The organism is Nesterenkonia sandarakina, from assembly GCF_014138825.1.
GTDB classification, from domain to species: Bacteria; Actinomycetota; Actinomycetes; order Actinomycetales; family Micrococcaceae; genus Nesterenkonia; species Nesterenkonia sandarakina.
In genome coordinates, this window is sequence record NZ_JACJIH010000001.1 from 2,277,086 (window position 1) to 2,293,010 (window position 15,925).

A 15,925-nucleotide genomic window follows, 5' to 3' on the forward strand; every position below is an offset into this window, starting at 1 on the left:
GGCGCGTCCGCCCGCTCGGGGACCGTGGGTGCCAGGCCTGCCCGGCGCGCCGGATCTTCCTCTAGCTCCGGTTCGGGTTGCGGCTCCGGTCCGGGTTGCGGTTCGGGCTCGTGGTGCGCTGCCTGTCTTTGCTGCGCTGCCGGTTCGGACGCCGCCCCTGGAGGTGTTGCGTGGACCCGTTCCAGCGCGCGGGCCTGTGCCAGCACGTGAGCCAGAGCCAGCGCGCGGGCCCGGGTTGCTTCGGCTCGAAGAGGCCGTTCTCCGCGAGGGCGACGCCGATGCGCCGGAGGGCCCCCTGGAGGCGGAGTTCTTCGAGGCGGGCTTCTTCCCGGCCGACTTCTTGCAGGTGCTCACAGCGTGTCAGCGTACCGGGCATTTCGGGTGAGAAGCGGACCGGCGACGCCGAGGGCCAGCCGGGATCCGGGGAGGTGCGCTCGGCGTCGGATTCCGGTCAGATCCTGCCCAGGTAGGGGAGCACCAGGAGAAACGCGAGCACCCCGATGCCGAGTCCCAGCGTGATCGCAACGGCGGCATCGGAGTGGGAACGCCCGAGCCCGGGGTTGTGCCGGGCTGCGGAGTCCTGGGTCGAGGGGTCAAGCTCGCGGTGTTCGGATCCTGCGGGATGAGACGACATTCGTGCACCTCGCTTGGCAGCTCTCTGCCGGTAGATGGTCAGTGCGCTCTGAGCGAAGTCTAGGCAGAGTCTCTGAGAATGAGCTGGTCGGGAGGTAAATCCTTGCCGGGCGGGCTGGTGGCCCGGCAGAATCCTCGGTGTCCCAGCGCCTCAGCGCCTCAGTGACTCGGCGCCTCAGCGCCTGAGTGCCCAAGTGTCTCAAGGGCCGCAGTGTCTCAGTGCCCCAGCGGCTCAGTGACTCAGTGCAGCAGGCCGGCGGGCACGTCGAGGTCTGGCTCGGGGCGCAGCGACTCGGTGATCAGCAGGTCCAGCGCGAGCACCGCCTGGGCCAGGCTCACCTCGGACCCGGGGCGGTCCAGGTCCGGGACATGGACGAACCCGGCCGCACGGGCGCCGGGTCCGGGTCCGGTGGTGTGCAGCAGGGCGTAGAGCAGGCTGTTGCACACGAAGCTGCCGGCGCTGAGCGAGAGCGTCACAGGGATTCCCTCGGCGTCGATGAGGGCATGTGCGGCCTTCAGCCGCAGGGTGGAGAACATCGCCGTCGGTCCGCCCGGGACCACGGGTTCTCCGGCGGGCTGGTGGCCGGCGTTGTCCGGGATCCGGGCATCACGGAGATTCAGGCCCACGCGCTCCAGCCGGACCGCCTCGGTGCCGGCCGCCAGGCCTACCGCGATCACCAGGTCGGGGTCGGTCTCGGCGATCTGCTCTTCCATGAGCTGCGCGCTGGCCTCGAACTCCACCGGCAGCAGCGCTGTGCGCACGGTGATCTCTCCGTGCACCGCCTGGGCGCGCAGCTGCGCACGTTCGGCGCGTTCGGCCAGTTCTGTGACAACGTTCCAGGAGGGGTTGTGGTCCATGCCGGCAAAGGGCTGGAACCCGGTGAGCAGCACCGTGTGGACAGGTCTCGCAGCGCCTGCGACTGTCTCGGCCGGGGCGGGGGAGGTCACAGCGCGTGGGCCGCCGCGGACGGAGCCACGTCGAGCAGGCGGATGCTGCGACTGATGCGCTCCAGAGCCGCGGTGAGCTTGGGAATCGCCGCTGGAGAGATCAGCACGAGCACGGATCCGCCGAAGCCGCCGCCGATGAGCCGGGCGCCTTCTGCCCCCTGGGCCAGCGCGGTCTCCACGACCATGTCGGCGACGTCGAAGGAGACCTCCGCGTCGTCGCGCATGCTCATATGGCCCGCGGTCAGGATGTCCCCGATGGTGGAGGCGATGTGGCGCACCCCGTAGGAATCCCCGGAGAGCAGATGGTGCAGCTTCTCAGACCGCACCATCTCGGTCAGCGCGTGTCGGAGTCGACGCCGGCAGGCGGCGATGCTGCGACCCTCCAGGGTCTCCAGCTGCTCGGAGAGTCGATCGAACTCCTCAAGCACGTGGGTGACGTCGGCCTTGCGCGGACGCTCGGGAAGCGCATCGCGCAGCCGGTCGAGGCCCAACAGAGCGGTGGCGGCCTCGGCGTCGGCGCGACGCTGGCCGAACTGGCCATCGGCAAGGCGGTGAGCCTCCCCGGTGTCCACGGCGATCAGCCGGTAACCGCGCAGGATGCAGCCGATGTCCAAGGGGGTGACGCTGAAATCCCGGCAGTCCAGAGAGAGCACCTTTCCAGGGCGGGCGCGCAGTGCGGCGGACTGATCCAGACCACCGGTGCCGGCGCCGACCACCTCCACCTCGGCGCGCACGCAGGCGGAGGCGAGTTCCTTGCGGTGCTGCTTGGTGAGCGCGGCATTGAGGTTCTGCAGCGGGTTCTCCTGGCCGAACGGAGTGCCCAGGGCGAGGAAGGCCAGGATGGAGGCGCATTCCAGGGCCGCCGAGGAGGAGAGCCCTCCGCCGATGGGCAGCGTGGAGAGCACCAGCAGGTCGGCGCCGAAATCCGGGTCGACCTGGAACTCCGGTTGGGAGTCGCCGAGTTCCCGCAGTGCCCAGAGGACCCCGGAGACGTACTGGCTCCAATGACCAGTGGCTTCGACGGCGGCGCCGGGGCCTATCGCGTCGGGGGCCACCGTGGTGACCCCGTCATCAAGGGAAGGGTCCAGGGTGCGCAGGCGGAGCTGGCCGTCGGTGCGCGGGGCGGCGGCGACATAGGTTCCGTGGGCCAGGGCCAGGGGCAGGCAGCGACCGGCGTGGAAGTCGATGTGCTCACCGTTGAGATTGGCCCGCCCCGGTGCGAACCAGGTGCCCGAAGCTGCCCGGCCATACTCCTGTTGGAAGCGGGTGACCAGGTCAGATTGAATCTCTTGCGGCTCGCCGGGGGCGAGCCAGACGGCATCGGTAGTTCGCACGGTATTCCATTGTGCCATCCACAGTGGCGTGGTGTTCTATGGGAGTGACCGGCGCTCAGCGTCTGCGGCTGACCCCCTAGGCTTTTCCGTTCAATTTTGAAATACTTGCCGTGCATTCGCGGACCAGGGACTGAAGGAGACGGCGATGAGCAGCGGTGAACTGCAGGAGCAGGTCTGCATCAACGGGCCCTATACCTTCGAGGGCCTGCGCGACGGAGTGACCCGCGCGCAGGACGGGGTGGAGCTGCTGGAGCCGCGCACGGTGCCGCTGGGCGGGCCGCGCGCCATGAACGTGCGCCGCACCCTGCCGCAGCGGGCTCGGTCCCTGGTGGGTGCCTGGTGCTTCCTGGACTTCTACGGTCCCGATGACCTCACCCAGGCCACGCCGATGCGGGTGCCCCGGCATCCGCACACCGGGCTGGCCACCGTCTCCTGGCTCTTCGAGGGCCGGATCGACCACATGGACTCCGCCGGGAACTGGGCCACCGTGCGTCCCGGTGAGGTGGCGGTGATGAACGCCGGCAGCGGCATCAGCCACTCGGAGTACTCCACGGCCGATACGACGGTGCTCCACGGCGCCCAGTTCTGGTACGCCTTCCCCGATGAGCACCGCTTCGTGGCACCCTCGCTCGAGACCCACCGCCCAGACCCGGTCCGCGGACCCGGCTGGGAGGCGCGGATCTTCCTGGGTGAGCTGCTTGGGCGGCGCTCGCCGGTGCCCACCTACCTCCCGCTCACCGGGGCGCAGCTGCGCCTGGAGCCCGGAACCGTGCTGGAGATCGAGGTCCCCGCCGAGCATGAGCATGGACTGCTGCGGATTGCGGGCGCGGTGCGGCTCAACGGCGCCCTGGTCGAGGAGGACCACCTGGCAGTCACCGAGACCGGGAACACCGTGTTGCGTGTCCAGGCCCTCGACGAGCCGGTTCTTGCCCTGCTGATCGGCGGGGAGCCCCTGGGGGAGCAGATCGTGATGTGGTGGAACTTCGTCGGGCGCAGCCACGAGGAGATCGTGGCCTTCCGGAACGCCTACCAGGCTGAGATGGGGTTCGAGCCGGCAGCCGAGGACTCCCCGTTGCACACCGTCTCCGATGCCACGGGAGGCGTGCGAGGTGGCGGACCCAGGCCGGGCGACTCCACGCAGGGCGCCCCCACCGAGCGTGCCGCCCGGGCGGATGGCTCCGAGCATCAGGTGACGGTCCCGCTCGGGGCCCTGGGTGACCCGGTGCACGGAGGACTCCGCGATGCGCTGGCCGAGACCCGTTACGACGACGGGCGGAGCTTTCCGCAGTTCGGCGACTTCCCGCCGGGACAGGCCGCGCCGTTGCCGGCCCCCGAGCTGCCCAACACCCGGATGAAGCCCCGCGGCTGAGACGCGGACCTGGCCCCTGGAACTCTCATGGGTCCCGGCAGCTCGGCCGCCGAGTGATCCGTGCCCAGCCGAGGAAAGGCCCTTCCGCCCGGAGGAGCCCTGCCCTAGCCTGGCCTTCCGGGAGGGAATCGCCTGTCGGAGACACGTGGAGGCATGGCCATGAAGTGTCCAGGGAAAGTATTCGTCGTGACCGGAGGAGGCGCCGGCATAGGCCGTGCCGTCGTGCTTGAGCTGCTCGCCCGCGGTGCCCGGGTGGCCGCCGTCGACCTCAATCCGGAGTCGCTGCAGGAGACCGTCGAGCTGGCGCAGGCGGGGGAGCGGCTGAGCACCCACACCCTGAACATCATCGACCGCGACGCGGTCGCAGAGCTGCCCGGGCTCATGGCTGCGGCCCACGGCCCGGTGGACGGACTGATCAACGTCGCCGGGATCATCCAGCCCTTCGTCTCCGTGGAAGATCTGGATCTGGAGGTCGTGGAACGGGTCATGGACGTGAACTTCTGGGGCACCCTGCACACGGTCAAGGCCTTCCTGCCGGGACTCAGGGCCCGGCCCGAGGCCTCGGTGGTCAATGTGATCAGCATGGGCGCCCTGCTCCCGGTGCCGGGACAGTCGGCCTATGGTGCCTCCAAGGCTGCGGTGCGGATGCTCACCGAGGGGCTCTACGCCGAGCTGCAGGGCACCGCAGTGCGGGTCACCGAGGTCTTCCCCGGTGCGGTGCGCACTGAGATCAGCGCCCACTCCGGGGTGGATCTCAGCGGCATCTCAGCGGCTGAGGCCAAGGTCACGAGCCCTCAGGAGGCGGCACGGATCCTGGTGGACGCGGTGGAGAAGAAGCGCTTCCGTGTGATGATCGGCAACGACGCCCTGCTCTTCGACCTGCTCGCGCGGATCGCCCCGCGCCGGGGGATCGCGATGATCGCCAAGAAGATGCAGGGCCTGCTCGTCCAGCGCACGGCGGCGGCCGGAGTGTGACGCACTCGAACGAGGCGGCCTCCCCGAAGGCCACCTCGTCTGGCCTCTTCGCCGTTGTGAAAGACTTGAGCGCGCTCTGGCGGCGAGCGCGCCGAGGAGCAGCGAGCAGGAGGCACAGTGAGCGAGAACCCACAGCGGGGACGGTTGAGCGCGCGGCTGCTGGCCCACGGCACCGAGCCTGACCCCCGGTTCACCCTGGCCAATGAACGGACCTTTCTGGCCTGGATCCGCACCGCCCTGGCCTTCCTGGCCGGGGGTGTCGCTGTGGAGGCCTTCGCCGCCGAGGTGTTCGCGGACCCGTACCGCACCGTGGTCTCCGTGCTGACGATCAGCGTGGGGCTGCTGATCAGCGTGGGCGCGGCGCTGCGCTGGCTCAATGTGGAGCGCAGCATGCGCCTGGGTCACCCGCTGCCGATGCCGCTGATCATCCCGCTGCTGAGCTTCGCCTCAGGGGTCGCCATGGCCGTGATCATCGTGCTGGTGGTGCTGGACTGATGTCCCCGGCCGCGCCGCTGCATGCAGATCCAGGTCTGCAGCCAGAACGCACGGTGCTCTCCTGGGGCCGCACCATGATGCTCTTCGCCGTGGTGGGCGCGGTCTTTCTGCGCTGGCTGCCGCACTACGGGTTCTGGACCCTGGGGCTGACGCTGAGCTGCGCCGTCGTCGCCGGCGCCATCTACCTGACCCAGCGGCGCCGGTATTCGCGGCAGTCCCGAGGGATCGCCGCAGAGCAGGTGGAGGCGGACGTGCCCGCGGTGCTGATCACGACCCTGGCCACCGTGGTGCTTGGCCTGCTGGGCATCCTCGCGGTGCTCGCCTGATCCACTGGTGAGCGCGGCCAGTCCGGGTCTGGACCTGAGCTGAACAGCAACTGGTCTCCGCGTTGGGCTCCGCGTGCTACGTTTCGCGCTCGATTACCAATGAGGAGGTCCGTGCCTTGTCGAAGAAAATGATGACCACTGGTTTCGCGCTGGCCGGAGTGCTGGCCCTGGCCGCCTGCAGCGATGCGCCTGCCGCCGACGACGGCGACGCGAACGCCCAAGAACAGAGCGCCGAAGCCGGCGCGGAGTCTCCGGAGGCCGGGGCCGAGCAGCCCGAGATGCCGGAGGCTGACACCTCGGACATCCCTGAGGTCGTGGCCGAGGTCAACGGCGAGGAGCTCAGCGGCGAGGACTTCACCGTGCTCTACGAGTCCCAGTTCCAGCAGATGGCGATGCAGTCGCAGATCTCCGGCGAGGAGCCGGACCAGGATCAGCTCAAGGAGCAGACCCTGGAGTCGATGATCGGCAACGAGCTGCTGCTCCAGGACGCCGAGGATGAGGGCTACGAAGCCTCCTCCGATGAGATCGAGGCGATCATCAGCGACGCCGCGGAGAACGTCGGCATGGAGTCCTCTGAAGAGTTCATCGAGGCCTATGAGGACCAGGGCATGGATGAGGAGCAGCTGAGGCAGGACGCCGAGAGTCAGGTGCTGATCAACCAGGTGCTCGATGACCTGGAGGTCCCCGAGCCCTCCGAGGAGGAGCTCCGGGAGCTCTACGACGAGGCCGTCGCCGCCCAGGAGGATGCACCCAGCCCCGAGGGTGCTGAGGGCGCCGAAGAGGACGAGATGCCCTCCTTCGAGGAGGCCCGCGATGATCTCGAGACGCAGGCCACCGATGAAGCCCGCAATGAGGCCGCAGTGGCCCATGTCGATGACCTGAGGTCCGATGCAGAGGTGACGACCAACCTGTGACCCCGGCGGGTCGGTGAGTCAGGCGGGCCGGTGACCCCGGCAGGTCTGTGGCCCCGGCGGGCCGGTGGCTCACCGCGAACTGCGGATCAGGAGCGGCTGTGCCGCAGCAGCCCGCAGGCCTGGGCGGCGGTGTCCTCGATGAGCTCCGGTGCCCGGTGCAGCAGGTCCTGCAGCGAGGCCGCTCCCGGGGCGATCGAGAACGCTGCGGTCAGCCCGGCGGCTCGGCACTGCTCCGCGCTGAGCTGGACCGCGCCGGCGATCACGAGCACCGCCGCCTCGCGGGGGGCATGCCGGCGCACCGCCTGGACCACCTTGCCGCCCAGGGACTGGGCATCCAGTGAACCCTCCCCGGTGATCACCAGATCCGCCTCGGCGAGGGTCTGCTCCAGGTCCAACGCCTCGGCGACCATCTGGGCGCCGGGCAGGATCTCTGCGCCCAGCAGCACCGCCATGGTCAGCGGCATTCCCCCGGCGGCGCCGAATCCAGGGGTCTCACACAGCTGCTGGGGATCATCACCGGCGTGGGCCCCCAGCGTCTCGGCCAGATGACGCAGACCCTCGTCCAGAAGCTGGACATCCTGCGTCGTCGCGCCCTTCTGCGGTCCGAACACCGCCGCGGCACCGCGCTCGCCGGTGAGCGGATTCTCCACGTCCACCGCGATCCGCCAGCTCACCTGGTGGGCTCTGGGATCCAGGCCGGTGAGATCCACGGCGCTGATCCTCCCCAGACCGGCACCGCCAGGGGGCACCGGTTCACCCGCGGCGTCGAGGAACTCTGCGCCCAGGGCGCGCAGCAGCCCGGTCCCGCCGTCGGTGCTGGCGGAGCCGCCGATGCAGAGCAGGATCTCGGTGCATTCTGGGTCCTTGAGCAGGGCGCGGGCGATCAGCCCCACCCCAAAGCTGTCCGCGCGCAGCGGCGCTGGGGCGACATCGGAGACCTGGGGCAGCCCATTGCCCTGCGCCGCCTCGATCACCCCGCTGCGCCCGTCCGCGGAGCGTCCGTACTGCGCGGTGACCGGCCGGCCCAGCGCGTCGCAGACCTCGACGGTCTCGGCGGGGCGGCCCCATGCGGCCAGCAGCGCCTCGAGCGTGCCTTCCCCGCCGTCGGCGAAGGGCAGCTCGATGATCCCCGCCGACGGATAGACCTGTCGGGCGCCGCGGGCCAGCGCCGCGGCGGCTTCGGCGGCACTGGCAGAGCCCTTGAAGGAGTCGGGGACGCAGACGATGCGCTCCACGGCATCCGCGGTGGTGCTCATCGGTCTGCGATCCGCCATCTTCTCCGGTCCTAGTCGAGGTAGGTGTTCGCGATGTACACGTCACAGCCGGCGTTGTGCGACACGGAGTTCGCGACACTTCCGAGCACCCGACGGGCCCCCCGCATGCGCTGGTTTCCGACGACGAGCATCGAGGCGCCGGTCTTCTCCGCGTAGTCGATGAGTGCCTCGGCGGGCTTGCCCTGGGCCGACCCGGCATGGATCTTCAGTCCTGGGGTGCGCAGCCCGCGGACCACCTGCTCGGCGATGTAGAGCGCGTTGTCCGAACCCGAGACCACCCACTGGTCTGATCCGCTGTTCACGTGTTCGATGCTGGCATCGGTGTGTGCGGAGACGATGTGCAGCGGGACACCGAGCTTCAGCGCCAGATCGCGAGCCTTCTTGGCGGCACGCTCAGCAGTGGGACTTCCGTCCACACCGACGACGATGGGTCCTGTCATGATGATCTCCTTCTATCGGATGTGATGTGAACCGCAGATCACCTTACTGGAGCATCGAGAGCTGGGACACTGCCGCGCAGTGCGGGCAGCACCAGCTGCTCATAGCGCTGCGTCATGGTCTCCAGCGTGGTGGCGGCGTCCTGGTCGTTGATCGCCTGGTTGAAGATCTCCACCTCCACCGGACCGGTGTAGCCGGCCTCCGCCACCCAGCGGCTGATGGTGGGGAAGTCCACGTAGCCGTCGCCCATCATGCCTCGGGACTTCAGCGCGTCGGCGGCCAGCGGCAGGTTGAAATCACAGACCTGGTAGCTGGCGATGCGCTGCTCGGCACCGGCGCGGGCGATCATCTCGCGCAGCTGCGGGTCCCACCAGACATGGAACGTGTCGACGACGACGCCGACCGTCTCGGCCGGGTGCGGGGCCGCCAGATCCAGGGCCTCGCCCAGGGTGGAGAGCACCGCGCGGTCCGCTGCGTACATCGGGTGCAGCGGCTCCAGGACCAGCCGGACCCCATGTTCGGCGGCGTAGGGGACCAGCTCGGCGAGGCCCTCGGCGACGCGTCCCCGGGCTCCAAGGATGTCCTTGTCCGCACTCATCTTCTGTGCGGCGCCGCCGCTGCCAGCGAGGAGGTGCGCGGCCGCCGGCAGTCCGCCGACGACCATGATCAGCTCGGCCGTCCCGATCATCGCCGCCTCGCGGATCGCGGCCCGGTTCGACTCCAGGGCGGCGCGGCGCCCCTGGTGGTCCGCCGGGGTGAGGAACCCGCCGCGGCACAGGGTCGTGGCGGTGAGTCCGGCTCCGGCGATGAGCGCCGCGGCCTTCTCGGCCCCGCCGGCCTGCTCCAGGAGGTGACGCCAGGGGCCGATGTGCTTGAGTCCCGAGGTGGCGACCGCCTCGACCGCCTCTTCCAGCGTGAGGTTCGGGGTCGTGCCGGTGTTCAGCGAGAGTTCGAAGCTCATGTGAGTCCTCCGGTCGTGAGCAGTGCGGTCATCCGCTGCGCCGCCAGCTGCGGGTCGCGCAGCAGCCCGGCCTGATCGGCGAGCACGAAGGTGTGCGCCAGGTGGGTCAGCGAGCGTCCGGAATGCAGCCCGCCCACCAGCTGGAATCCGCTCTGATGGCCGTTGAGCCAGGCCAGGAACGCGATCCCGGTCTTGTAGTACAAGGTGGGGGCGGCGAAGATGTGCTTGCCCAGCGCCCGGGTGGAGTCCATGATCTGACGGCCGCGCTCCGGGTCACCGGCGTCGTAGGCCTGCAGCGCTGCGGAGGCCGCCGGGTAGATCGCCGCGAAGATGCCCAGCAGCGCATCGGAATGGACGCCGTCCTCACCGTGGATCAGCTCCGGATAGTTGAAGTCATCTCCGGTATAGAGGCGCACGCCCTCGGGCAGATCCGCGCGCAGCTGTTTCTCATGCGCGGCGTCGAGCAGCGAGACCTTCACGCCGTCGACCTTCTCGGCGTTCTCCCGGATCAGCGTCAGGAAGGTGGCCGTCGCGGCCGGGACATCGGTGGAGCCCCAGTAGCCGGTGAGCGCGGGGTCGAACATGGTGCCCAGCCAGTGCAGGATCACCGGCTCCTTGGCCTGATCGAGCAGCTGCGAGTAGACCGTGAGGTAGTCCTCGGGGCCGCTGGCCACCTTCGCCAGGGCGCGAGAGGCCATCAGGATCACCTTCGCGCCGGAGTCCTCGACCACCGCGAGCTGTTCCTGATAGGCGGCGAGCACGGACTGCAGACCCGCCGGTCCCGGCTCGACCGAGTCGGGACCGAGCTGATCGGTGCCGGCGCCGCAGGCGATCAGGTCCCGCACCGAACGGCCGACCACCGCCGGATGCCGCTGGGTGCGCACCACCGTGGCGGCCTCGGCGGCCGAACGGCGGATCAGGTCCTTGGTCGAGGCCCAGTCCAGGCCCATGCCGCGCTGGGCGGTGTCCATGGCATCGGCGACGCCGAGCCCGTAGGACCACAGCTCATGCCGGTAGGCCAGAGTGGCCTCCCAGTCCAGCTGCGCGGGGGCGCCGGGGACGTTCTCCGCCGACATCACTGGCACCACGTGGGCCGCGGCGTAGACCTTCCGGGAGGTCAGCGGGGTGCTGGGCGGGGCGAAGTCAGCGGGACCGGACATCGTGTAGTCCAGCAGCTGACCCTCCGGGGAGGGCAGGCGCAGCGTGGGCAGGGCGCCCGTGGAGGCCCGTGCGGGGTCGGTCGTCGCGGGGTCAGAGATTCCAGGGCCGGGGGCTTGAGAGTCGGGGGTTTCAGAGTCGGTGACCGCTGCCGGGCTGTGGGTGCTCATAGGGTGATCTCCGGGATGTCGAGGGTGCGGCGTTCTGCGGCGGACTGCAGCCCGAGCTCGGCCAGCTGGACGCCGCGGGCGGCGGAGAGCAGACCGAAGCGGTGCTCGCGGCCGGCGACGGCGTCGGCCAGGAACTCCTCCCACTGCGCCTTGAAGCCGTTGTCCAGATCGCCGTTGGCCGGGACCTCGCTCCACTGGTCGCGGAAGGACTCGGTGACCGGCAGGTCCGGGTTCCAGACCGGCTTCGGGGTGTGGGCGCGCTGCTGGGCCACGCATTTGTTCAACCCGGCCACCGCGGAGCCGTGGGTGCCGTCGATCTGGAACTCCACCAGCTCGTCGCGGTAGACGCGCACGGCCCAGGAGGAGTTGATCTGGCCGATGACCTGATCACCCTCAGGCGTCTCGAGCTCGAAGATGCCGTAGGCGGCGTCGTCGGCGTCCGCGGTGTAGGCCTCGCCGTACTCGTCCCAGCGCTGCGGGATGTGTGTGGCGGTCTTGGAGGTGACGGTCTTGACTGTGCCGATGATGCCCTCGAGCACGTAGTTCCAGTGGCAGTACATATCGGTGGTCATCGACCCGCCGTCGGCCAGCCGGTAGTTCCAGGAAGGGCGCTGGGCGGGCTGGTGGTCACCCTCGAAGACCCAGTAGCCGAACTCCCCGCGCAGCGAGAGGATGCGGCCGAAGAAGCCCTCCTCCACCAGGCGGCGCAGCTTCACCAGACCCGGGAGGTAGAGCTTGTCGTGGACGACGCCGGCGGTGATGCCCGCGGCTTTGGCCTGGCGGGCCAGGTCCACGGCCTCTTCCAGGGTCTCGGCGGTCGGCTTCTCGGTGAAGACGTGCTTGCCGGCGCCGATGGCCTTGGAGAGCGTGGCATAGCGCAGCGAGGTCATCGAGGCGTCGAAGACGATGTCCACGGAGGGATCATTGATCACGGCGTCGAGGTCGGTGCTGCAGTGCTCCACGTCATGCTTGGCGGCGAGCTCCTTGATCTTCGCCTCGTTGCGTCCGATCAGGATGGGCTCCACGGTGATCTTGGATCCGTCAGCCAGGGTGATTCCACCCTGATCACGGATGGGCAGGATCGAACGCAGCAGGTGCTGACGGTATCCCATTCGGCCGGTGACGCCGTTCATGGCGATGCGCAGGACGCGTGGTTCAGACATGGGGGAACTCCTTGCAGGCGAGTGGGAATGCGCTTTCCAAACTATTCTCACCCAGTTAGTTGTGTCAAACGTCACAATTGATGATCGGTGTCCGCGTGCGGATGTGGCAGGATCATCTCGAGCAGTGGGGAGAGGAGCCGCGGGGTGAGCGGGGCGAAGCGCAGGGGTGCCAGGCGGCCTTCGATGATCGACGTCGCCAAGCACGCCGGTGTCTCCCACCAGAGCGTCTCCCGGGTGCTGAACGCCCCGGAGACCGTCCACCCGGACACTCGGGAGCGGATCGAGCGCTCCATGGCCACCCTGGGCTACCGGCGCAACAGCCAGGCCCGGGCGCTGAAGACCCAGAGCACCGGCCTGATCGGCGTGGTCAGCCAGGGTGACACCGACTTCGGTCCCACCCGGATGACCTGGGCGATCGAGAATGCCGCCCGGCAGCGCGGCTACGCCACCGCGCTCAGCGTGGTCCGGGACCAGCGTGCCGAGACCGTGGAGTCCACACTGGACTTCTTCCTCAGCCACGGCATCGAGGGGATCGTGGTGATCACCCCGGTCCCGGCCCTGGCCGAGGCGGCCAAGCAGCTCTCCGCCCGGGTGCCGCTGGTGCTGGTCACCTCCGGGCTCTGGCCGGCCGGAAACATGAACGTGGCCGGGATCGATCAGGAGCTCGGGGCGCGCCGGGCCACCCAGCACCTGATCGACCGCGGCCACCGAGCCATCGCGCACATCGCCGGACCGATGGACTGGTTCGATGCCCGCGGCCGGGTGGTCGGGTGGCGCCAGGCGCTCGCCGTCGCCGATCTCAGTGCGCCGCGGATGATCCGCGCCTCCGGCTGGACCGCCGAAGCCGGCTACGACGCCGCCCAGCAGCTCTTCACCGGGCAGCCGCTGCCGGACGCCATCTTCGCGTCGAACGATTTCATCGCCCTGGGCCTGATCCGGGCGCTCTCCGAGCGCGGGCTCTCGGTGCCCGGAGACATCTCGGTGGTCGGGTTCGACGATGTGGATGCCGCCGGGTACTTCTCCCCTCCGCTGACCACGGTGCGTCAGCCCTTCGAAGAAGCCGGCCGCGCCGCCCTGGAGCTGCTGCTCGACGTCAGCGATGGGCTGACCCACGTGCCGAACTTCATCTCCCCGGAGCTGGTCGAGCGCGGCTCCACCGACTTCCACGACTGAAAAGAAATTCTCTACAGGTCTTGACGCGGCTGACGATGTTAACGTTAACATTGCTGAGACGCAGATCACGTGACTCAAGTCACGATCTCGATCACGTTCACGGGCAGTTTTCGGTCACCGCCGGCCCGGAGTCAGTTTCAGTTCGAGGAAGAACGGTGTTCAATGTCTACTGCGGATGCAGTCGTCATCGGTGTTGACTACGGCACACTCTCCGGTCGGGCCCTGGTGGTCCGGGTCAGCGACGGAGCGGAGCTGGGCTCTGCCGTCCACGAATACGCCCACGGGGTCATGGACGAGGCGCTCACCGCCCACCGCGGAGAGCCGCTGCCCCCAGAGTGGGCGCTGCAGGTTCCTGGCGACTACGTCGAGGTGCTCAAGATCGCCGTGCCGGCGGCCCTGCGTGACGCCGGCGTCGACCCCGGCCAGGTCATCGGCATCGCCACCGACTTCACCGCCTGCACCATGGTGCCGACCACGACCGAGGGCACTCCGCTCAGCGAGCTGAAGGAGTACGCCGATCGACCCCATGCCTACGTCAAGCTCTGGAAGCACCACGCGGCCCAGGCTCAGGCCGACCGGATCAACGAGCTCGCCCATTCCCGCGCGGAATCCTGGATCGGACGCTACGGCGGGTTCATCTCCTCGGAGTGGGAGTTCGCCAAGGGACTCCAGGTCCTTGAGGAGGACCCGGAGATCTACGCCGTGATGGATCACTGGGTGGAGGCCGCCGACTGGATCGTCTGGCAGCTGACCGGAGAATACGTGCGCAACGCCTGCACTGCGGGCTATAAGGGGATCTACCAGGACGGCAGCTACCCGGCCCCGGACTTCCTGCGTGCGCTGAACCCCGGGTTCTCCGGGTTCGTCGCCGAGAAGCTCGATCATCGGATCGGTCAGCTGGGGGAGCGCGCCGGGGGCCTCAGCGCCGCGGCGGCCGTATGGACCGGGCTGCCCGAGGGCATCGCCGTGGCCGTGGGCAACGTCGACGCCCACGTCACCGCACCCGCCGCCGACGCGGTGGCCCCGGGACAGATGGTCGCGATCATGGGCACCTCCACCTGTCATGTGATGAACGGGGACCGGCTGGCGGAGGTGCCGGGCATGTGCGGCGCCGTCCACGGTGGGATCACTGCCGGGCTGTGGGGCTATGAGGCCGGACAGTCCGGAGTCGGGGACATCTTCGCCTGGTATGTGGAGCACCAGGTTCCGGGACGGGTCAGCACCGAGGCCGAGCGCCGCGGGCTCAGCGTCCATGAGCTGCTCACCGAGAAGGCCGCCGCCCAACCGGTCGGGGCGCACGGGCTGGTGGCCCTGGACTGGCACTCCGGGAACCGATCGGTGCTGGTGGACCACGAGCTCTCCGGCCTGCTGCTCGGGGTGACCCTGGCCACCAGGCCCGAGGACGTGTACCGCGCCCTGCTGGAGTCCACGGCCTTCGGCACGCGAACCATCATCGAGGCCTTCAACAGCTCCGGGGTCCCGGTGACCGAGCTGGTCGTCGCCGGCGGGCTGCTGCGCAATCCGTTCCTGATGCAGCTCTACGCCGATATCACCGGGCTGCCGATCTCCACCATCATCTCCACGCAGGGACCCGCGCTGGGCTCGGCCATCCACGCCGCGGTCGCCGCGGGGGCCTACCCGGACGCCTCCACCGCCGGGTCGGTCATGGGTGGACGCCGGAAGAACGCCTACACCCCGCAGCCTGAGGCGGTGGCGGCCTACGACGAGCTCTACGCGGAGTACCGGGGATTGCACGATCACTTCGGGCGCGGCGGAGACGACGTCATGCGCCGGCTCAAGGCCATCCGGCGTCGCGCCCATCAGCAGGAGGTCAGCGCATGAATGCCCTGCATCTGAACGATTTCTCGGCCTCCGCCCAGGAGGCCATCGCCGCGGCGCGGGAGACCGTGGCCGGGCTGCACGCGGAGCTCCCGCGCAATGACCTGGTGGCCTGGACCGCAGGCAACGTCTCGGCGCGGGTCGAGCTTGCTGATCACGATCAGGTCGGCCCCGACGGGCTCTCCGCGGTGTTCGTGATCAAGCCCTCCGGGGTCAGCTACGACGAGCTGAACGCGTCGAACATGGTGGTCTGCACCCTGGACGGGGTCAAGATCGACGACGACACCTCCATCGGGCTCTCCCCCTCCTCCGACACCGCCGCGCATGCCTACGTCTACCGGCACATGTCCCACGTCGGTGGCGTGGTTCACACCCATTCCTCCTATGCGACCTCCTGGGCGGCCCGGGGCGAATCGATCCCCTGCGTGCTGACCATGATGGCCGACGAGTTCGGCGGAGACATCCCCATCGGGCCCTTCGCGCTGATCGGGGATGACTCCATCGGCCGCAGGATCGTGCAGACCCTGCAGGCATCCCGTTCCAAGGCGGTGCTGATGGACCGGCACGGGCCCTTCACCATCGGGGCCGACGCCAAAGAGGCGGTGAAGGCCGCGGTGCTCTGCGAGGAGGTCGCGCGCACAGTGCACTTCGCCCGCGCCTACGGGAATCCCGAGCGGATCGCGCAGCACCAGATCGACGCGCTCTACGCGCGGTATCAGAACGTCTATGGTCAGAAGGACAACACATGAGCGCCA

Annotated in this window: 16 protein-coding genes; 8 read left to right on the top strand and 8 right to left on the bottom strand. The window is 69.2% G+C overall.

The genetic code is table 11. From position 1 onward, the window contains the following. Positions 1-451: 451 nt before the first annotated feature. The 3 genes from HNR24_RS10320 to HNR24_RS10330 form a co-directional block, all read right to left on the bottom strand. The gene (locus tag HNR24_RS10320) at positions 452-634 is read right to left on the bottom strand and encodes a hypothetical protein (protein ID WP_182495707.1); all 183 of its coding nucleotides are present in this window, start codon (positions 632-634) and stop codon (positions 452-454) included. Positions 635-873: 239 nt separating this feature from the next. Further along, positions 874-1,581 (bottom strand): pyroglutamyl-peptidase I, encoded by a 708-nt coding sequence (locus HNR24_RS10325; RefSeq protein ID WP_182495708.1) that lies wholly within the window; start codon positions 1,579-1,581, stop codon positions 874-876. Then, positions 1,578-2,915: a galactokinase gene (locus HNR24_RS10330; protein WP_182495709.1), complete on the bottom strand. Its 1,338-nt coding sequence runs from the start codon at positions 2,913-2,915 to the stop codon at positions 1,578-1,580. The genes HNR24_RS10325 and HNR24_RS10330 overlap by 4 nt, the downstream gene beginning before the upstream one ends. A 145-nt stretch (positions 2,916-3,060) precedes the next feature. Between HNR24_RS10330 and HNR24_RS10335 the strand changes: the two genes are divergently transcribed. The 5 genes from HNR24_RS10335 to HNR24_RS10355 all read left to right on the top strand — a co-directional run bounded on the left by HNR24_RS10335 (position 3,061) and on the right by HNR24_RS10355 (position 6,994). After that, complete coding sequence (locus tag HNR24_RS10335) at positions 3,061-4,284, top strand: pirin family protein (protein WP_182495710.1); 1,224 nt, start codon at positions 3,061-3,063, stop codon at positions 4,282-4,284. Positions 4,285-4,470: 186 nt separating this feature from the next. Next, on the top strand, positions 4,471-5,259 hold the full coding sequence (locus tag HNR24_RS10340; protein ID WP_310735429.1) for an SDR family NAD(P)-dependent oxidoreductase: 789 nt from the start codon (positions 4,471-4,473) through the stop codon (positions 5,257-5,259). A gap of 117 nt (positions 5,260-5,376) precedes the next feature. Continuing rightward, a complete protein-coding gene (locus HNR24_RS10345; RefSeq protein ID WP_058887873.1) occupies positions 5,377-5,754 on the top strand; it encodes a YidH family protein in 378 nt (125 codons plus the stop codon). Then, the gene (locus HNR24_RS10350; protein WP_058887872.1) at positions 5,754-6,080 is read left to right on the top strand and encodes a DUF202 domain-containing protein; all 327 of its coding nucleotides are present in this window, start codon (positions 5,754-5,756) and stop codon (positions 6,078-6,080) included. The genes HNR24_RS10345 and HNR24_RS10350 overlap by 1 nt, the downstream gene beginning before the upstream one ends. Before the next feature lie 116 nt (positions 6,081-6,196). Then, positions 6,197-6,994: a SurA N-terminal domain-containing protein gene (locus tag HNR24_RS10355; RefSeq protein WP_157075353.1), complete on the top strand. Its 798-nt coding sequence runs from the start codon at positions 6,197-6,199 to the stop codon at positions 6,992-6,994. Positions 6,995-7,080: 86 nt separating this feature from the next. Here HNR24_RS10355 and HNR24_RS10360 read toward each other — a convergent pair whose 3' ends face one another. From HNR24_RS10360 to HNR24_RS10380, 5 genes are all read right to left on the bottom strand, one after another. Further along, complete coding sequence (locus HNR24_RS10360; protein WP_182495712.1) at positions 7,081-8,250, bottom strand: glycerate kinase; 1,170 nt, start codon at positions 8,248-8,250, stop codon at positions 7,081-7,083. A gap of 29 nt (positions 8,251-8,279) precedes the next feature. Further along, a complete protein-coding gene (locus HNR24_RS10365; protein WP_058887869.1) occupies positions 8,280-8,708 on the bottom strand; it encodes a universal stress protein in 429 nt (142 codons plus the stop codon). A gap of 38 nt (positions 8,709-8,746) precedes the next feature. Further along, positions 8,747-9,667, bottom strand: coding sequence for a sugar phosphate isomerase/epimerase family protein (locus HNR24_RS10370; RefSeq protein ID WP_058887868.1), 921 nt, complete (start codon positions 9,665-9,667; stop codon positions 8,747-8,749). Then, positions 9,664-10,878 (bottom strand): dihydrodipicolinate synthase family protein, encoded by a 1,215-nt coding sequence (locus tag HNR24_RS10375; protein WP_058888146.1) that lies wholly within the window; start codon positions 10,876-10,878, stop codon positions 9,664-9,666. The genes HNR24_RS10370 and HNR24_RS10375 overlap by 4 nt, the downstream gene beginning before the upstream one ends. Positions 10,879-10,991: 113 nt before the next feature. Further along, positions 10,992-12,158 carry a Gfo/Idh/MocA family protein gene (locus HNR24_RS10380; RefSeq protein WP_058887867.1) on the bottom strand — a complete coding sequence of 389 codons (1,167 nt, stop codon included), beginning with the start codon at positions 12,156-12,158 and terminating at the stop codon, positions 10,992-10,994. Positions 12,159-12,302: 144 nt separating this feature from the next. Here HNR24_RS10380 and HNR24_RS10385 point away from each other — a divergent pair, with 144 nt between their 5' ends. The 3 genes from HNR24_RS10385 (at position 12,303) to HNR24_RS10395 (ending at position 15,919) form a co-directional block, all read left to right on the top strand. After that, positions 12,303-13,331 (top strand): LacI family DNA-binding transcriptional regulator, encoded by a 1,029-nt coding sequence (locus HNR24_RS10385; protein WP_182495713.1) that lies wholly within the window; start codon positions 12,303-12,305, stop codon positions 13,329-13,331. Between the two features lie 162 nt (positions 13,332-13,493). Then, entirely contained in the window at positions 13,494-15,173 is a 1,680-nt protein-coding gene (gene araB / locus HNR24_RS10390) for a ribulokinase (protein ID WP_182495714.1), read from the top strand. Then, positions 15,170-15,919, top strand: coding sequence for an L-ribulose-5-phosphate 4-epimerase (locus tag HNR24_RS10395; RefSeq protein ID WP_182495715.1), 750 nt, complete (start codon positions 15,170-15,172; stop codon positions 15,917-15,919). The genes araB and HNR24_RS10395 overlap by 4 nt, the downstream gene beginning before the upstream one ends. Positions 15,920-15,925 lie beyond the last annotated feature (6 nt).

Coding starts and splice junctions, on each gene's coding strand:
- HNR24_RS10370 (WP_058887868.1), bottom strand. CDS start 9,667: ATGAGCTTCGAACTCTCGCTGAACACCGGCACGACCCCGAACCTCACG.
- HNR24_RS10365 (WP_058887869.1), bottom strand. CDS start 8,708: ATGACAGGACCCATCGTCGTCGGTGTGGACGGAAGTCCCACTGCTGAG.
- HNR24_RS10335 (WP_182495710.1), top strand. CDS start 3,061: ATGAGCAGCGGTGAACTGCAGGAGCAGGTCTGCATCAACGGGCCCTAT.
- HNR24_RS10320 (WP_182495707.1), bottom strand. CDS start 634: ATGTCGTCTCATCCCGCAGGATCCGAACACCGCGAGCTTGACCCCTCG.
- araB (WP_182495714.1), top strand. CDS start 13,494: ATGTCTACTGCGGATGCAGTCGTCATCGGTGTTGACTACGGCACACTC.
- HNR24_RS10395 (WP_182495715.1), top strand. CDS start 15,170: ATGAATGCCCTGCATCTGAACGATTTCTCGGCCTCCGCCCAGGAGGCC.
- HNR24_RS10350 (WP_058887872.1), top strand. CDS start 5,754: ATGTCCCCGGCCGCGCCGCTGCATGCAGATCCAGGTCTGCAGCCAGAA.
- HNR24_RS10360 (WP_182495712.1), bottom strand. CDS start 8,250: ATGAGCACCACCGCGGATGCCGTGGAGCGCATCGTCTGCGTCCCCGAC.
- HNR24_RS10380 (WP_058887867.1), bottom strand. CDS start 12,158: ATGTCTGAACCACGCGTCCTGCGCATCGCCATGAACGGCGTCACCGGC.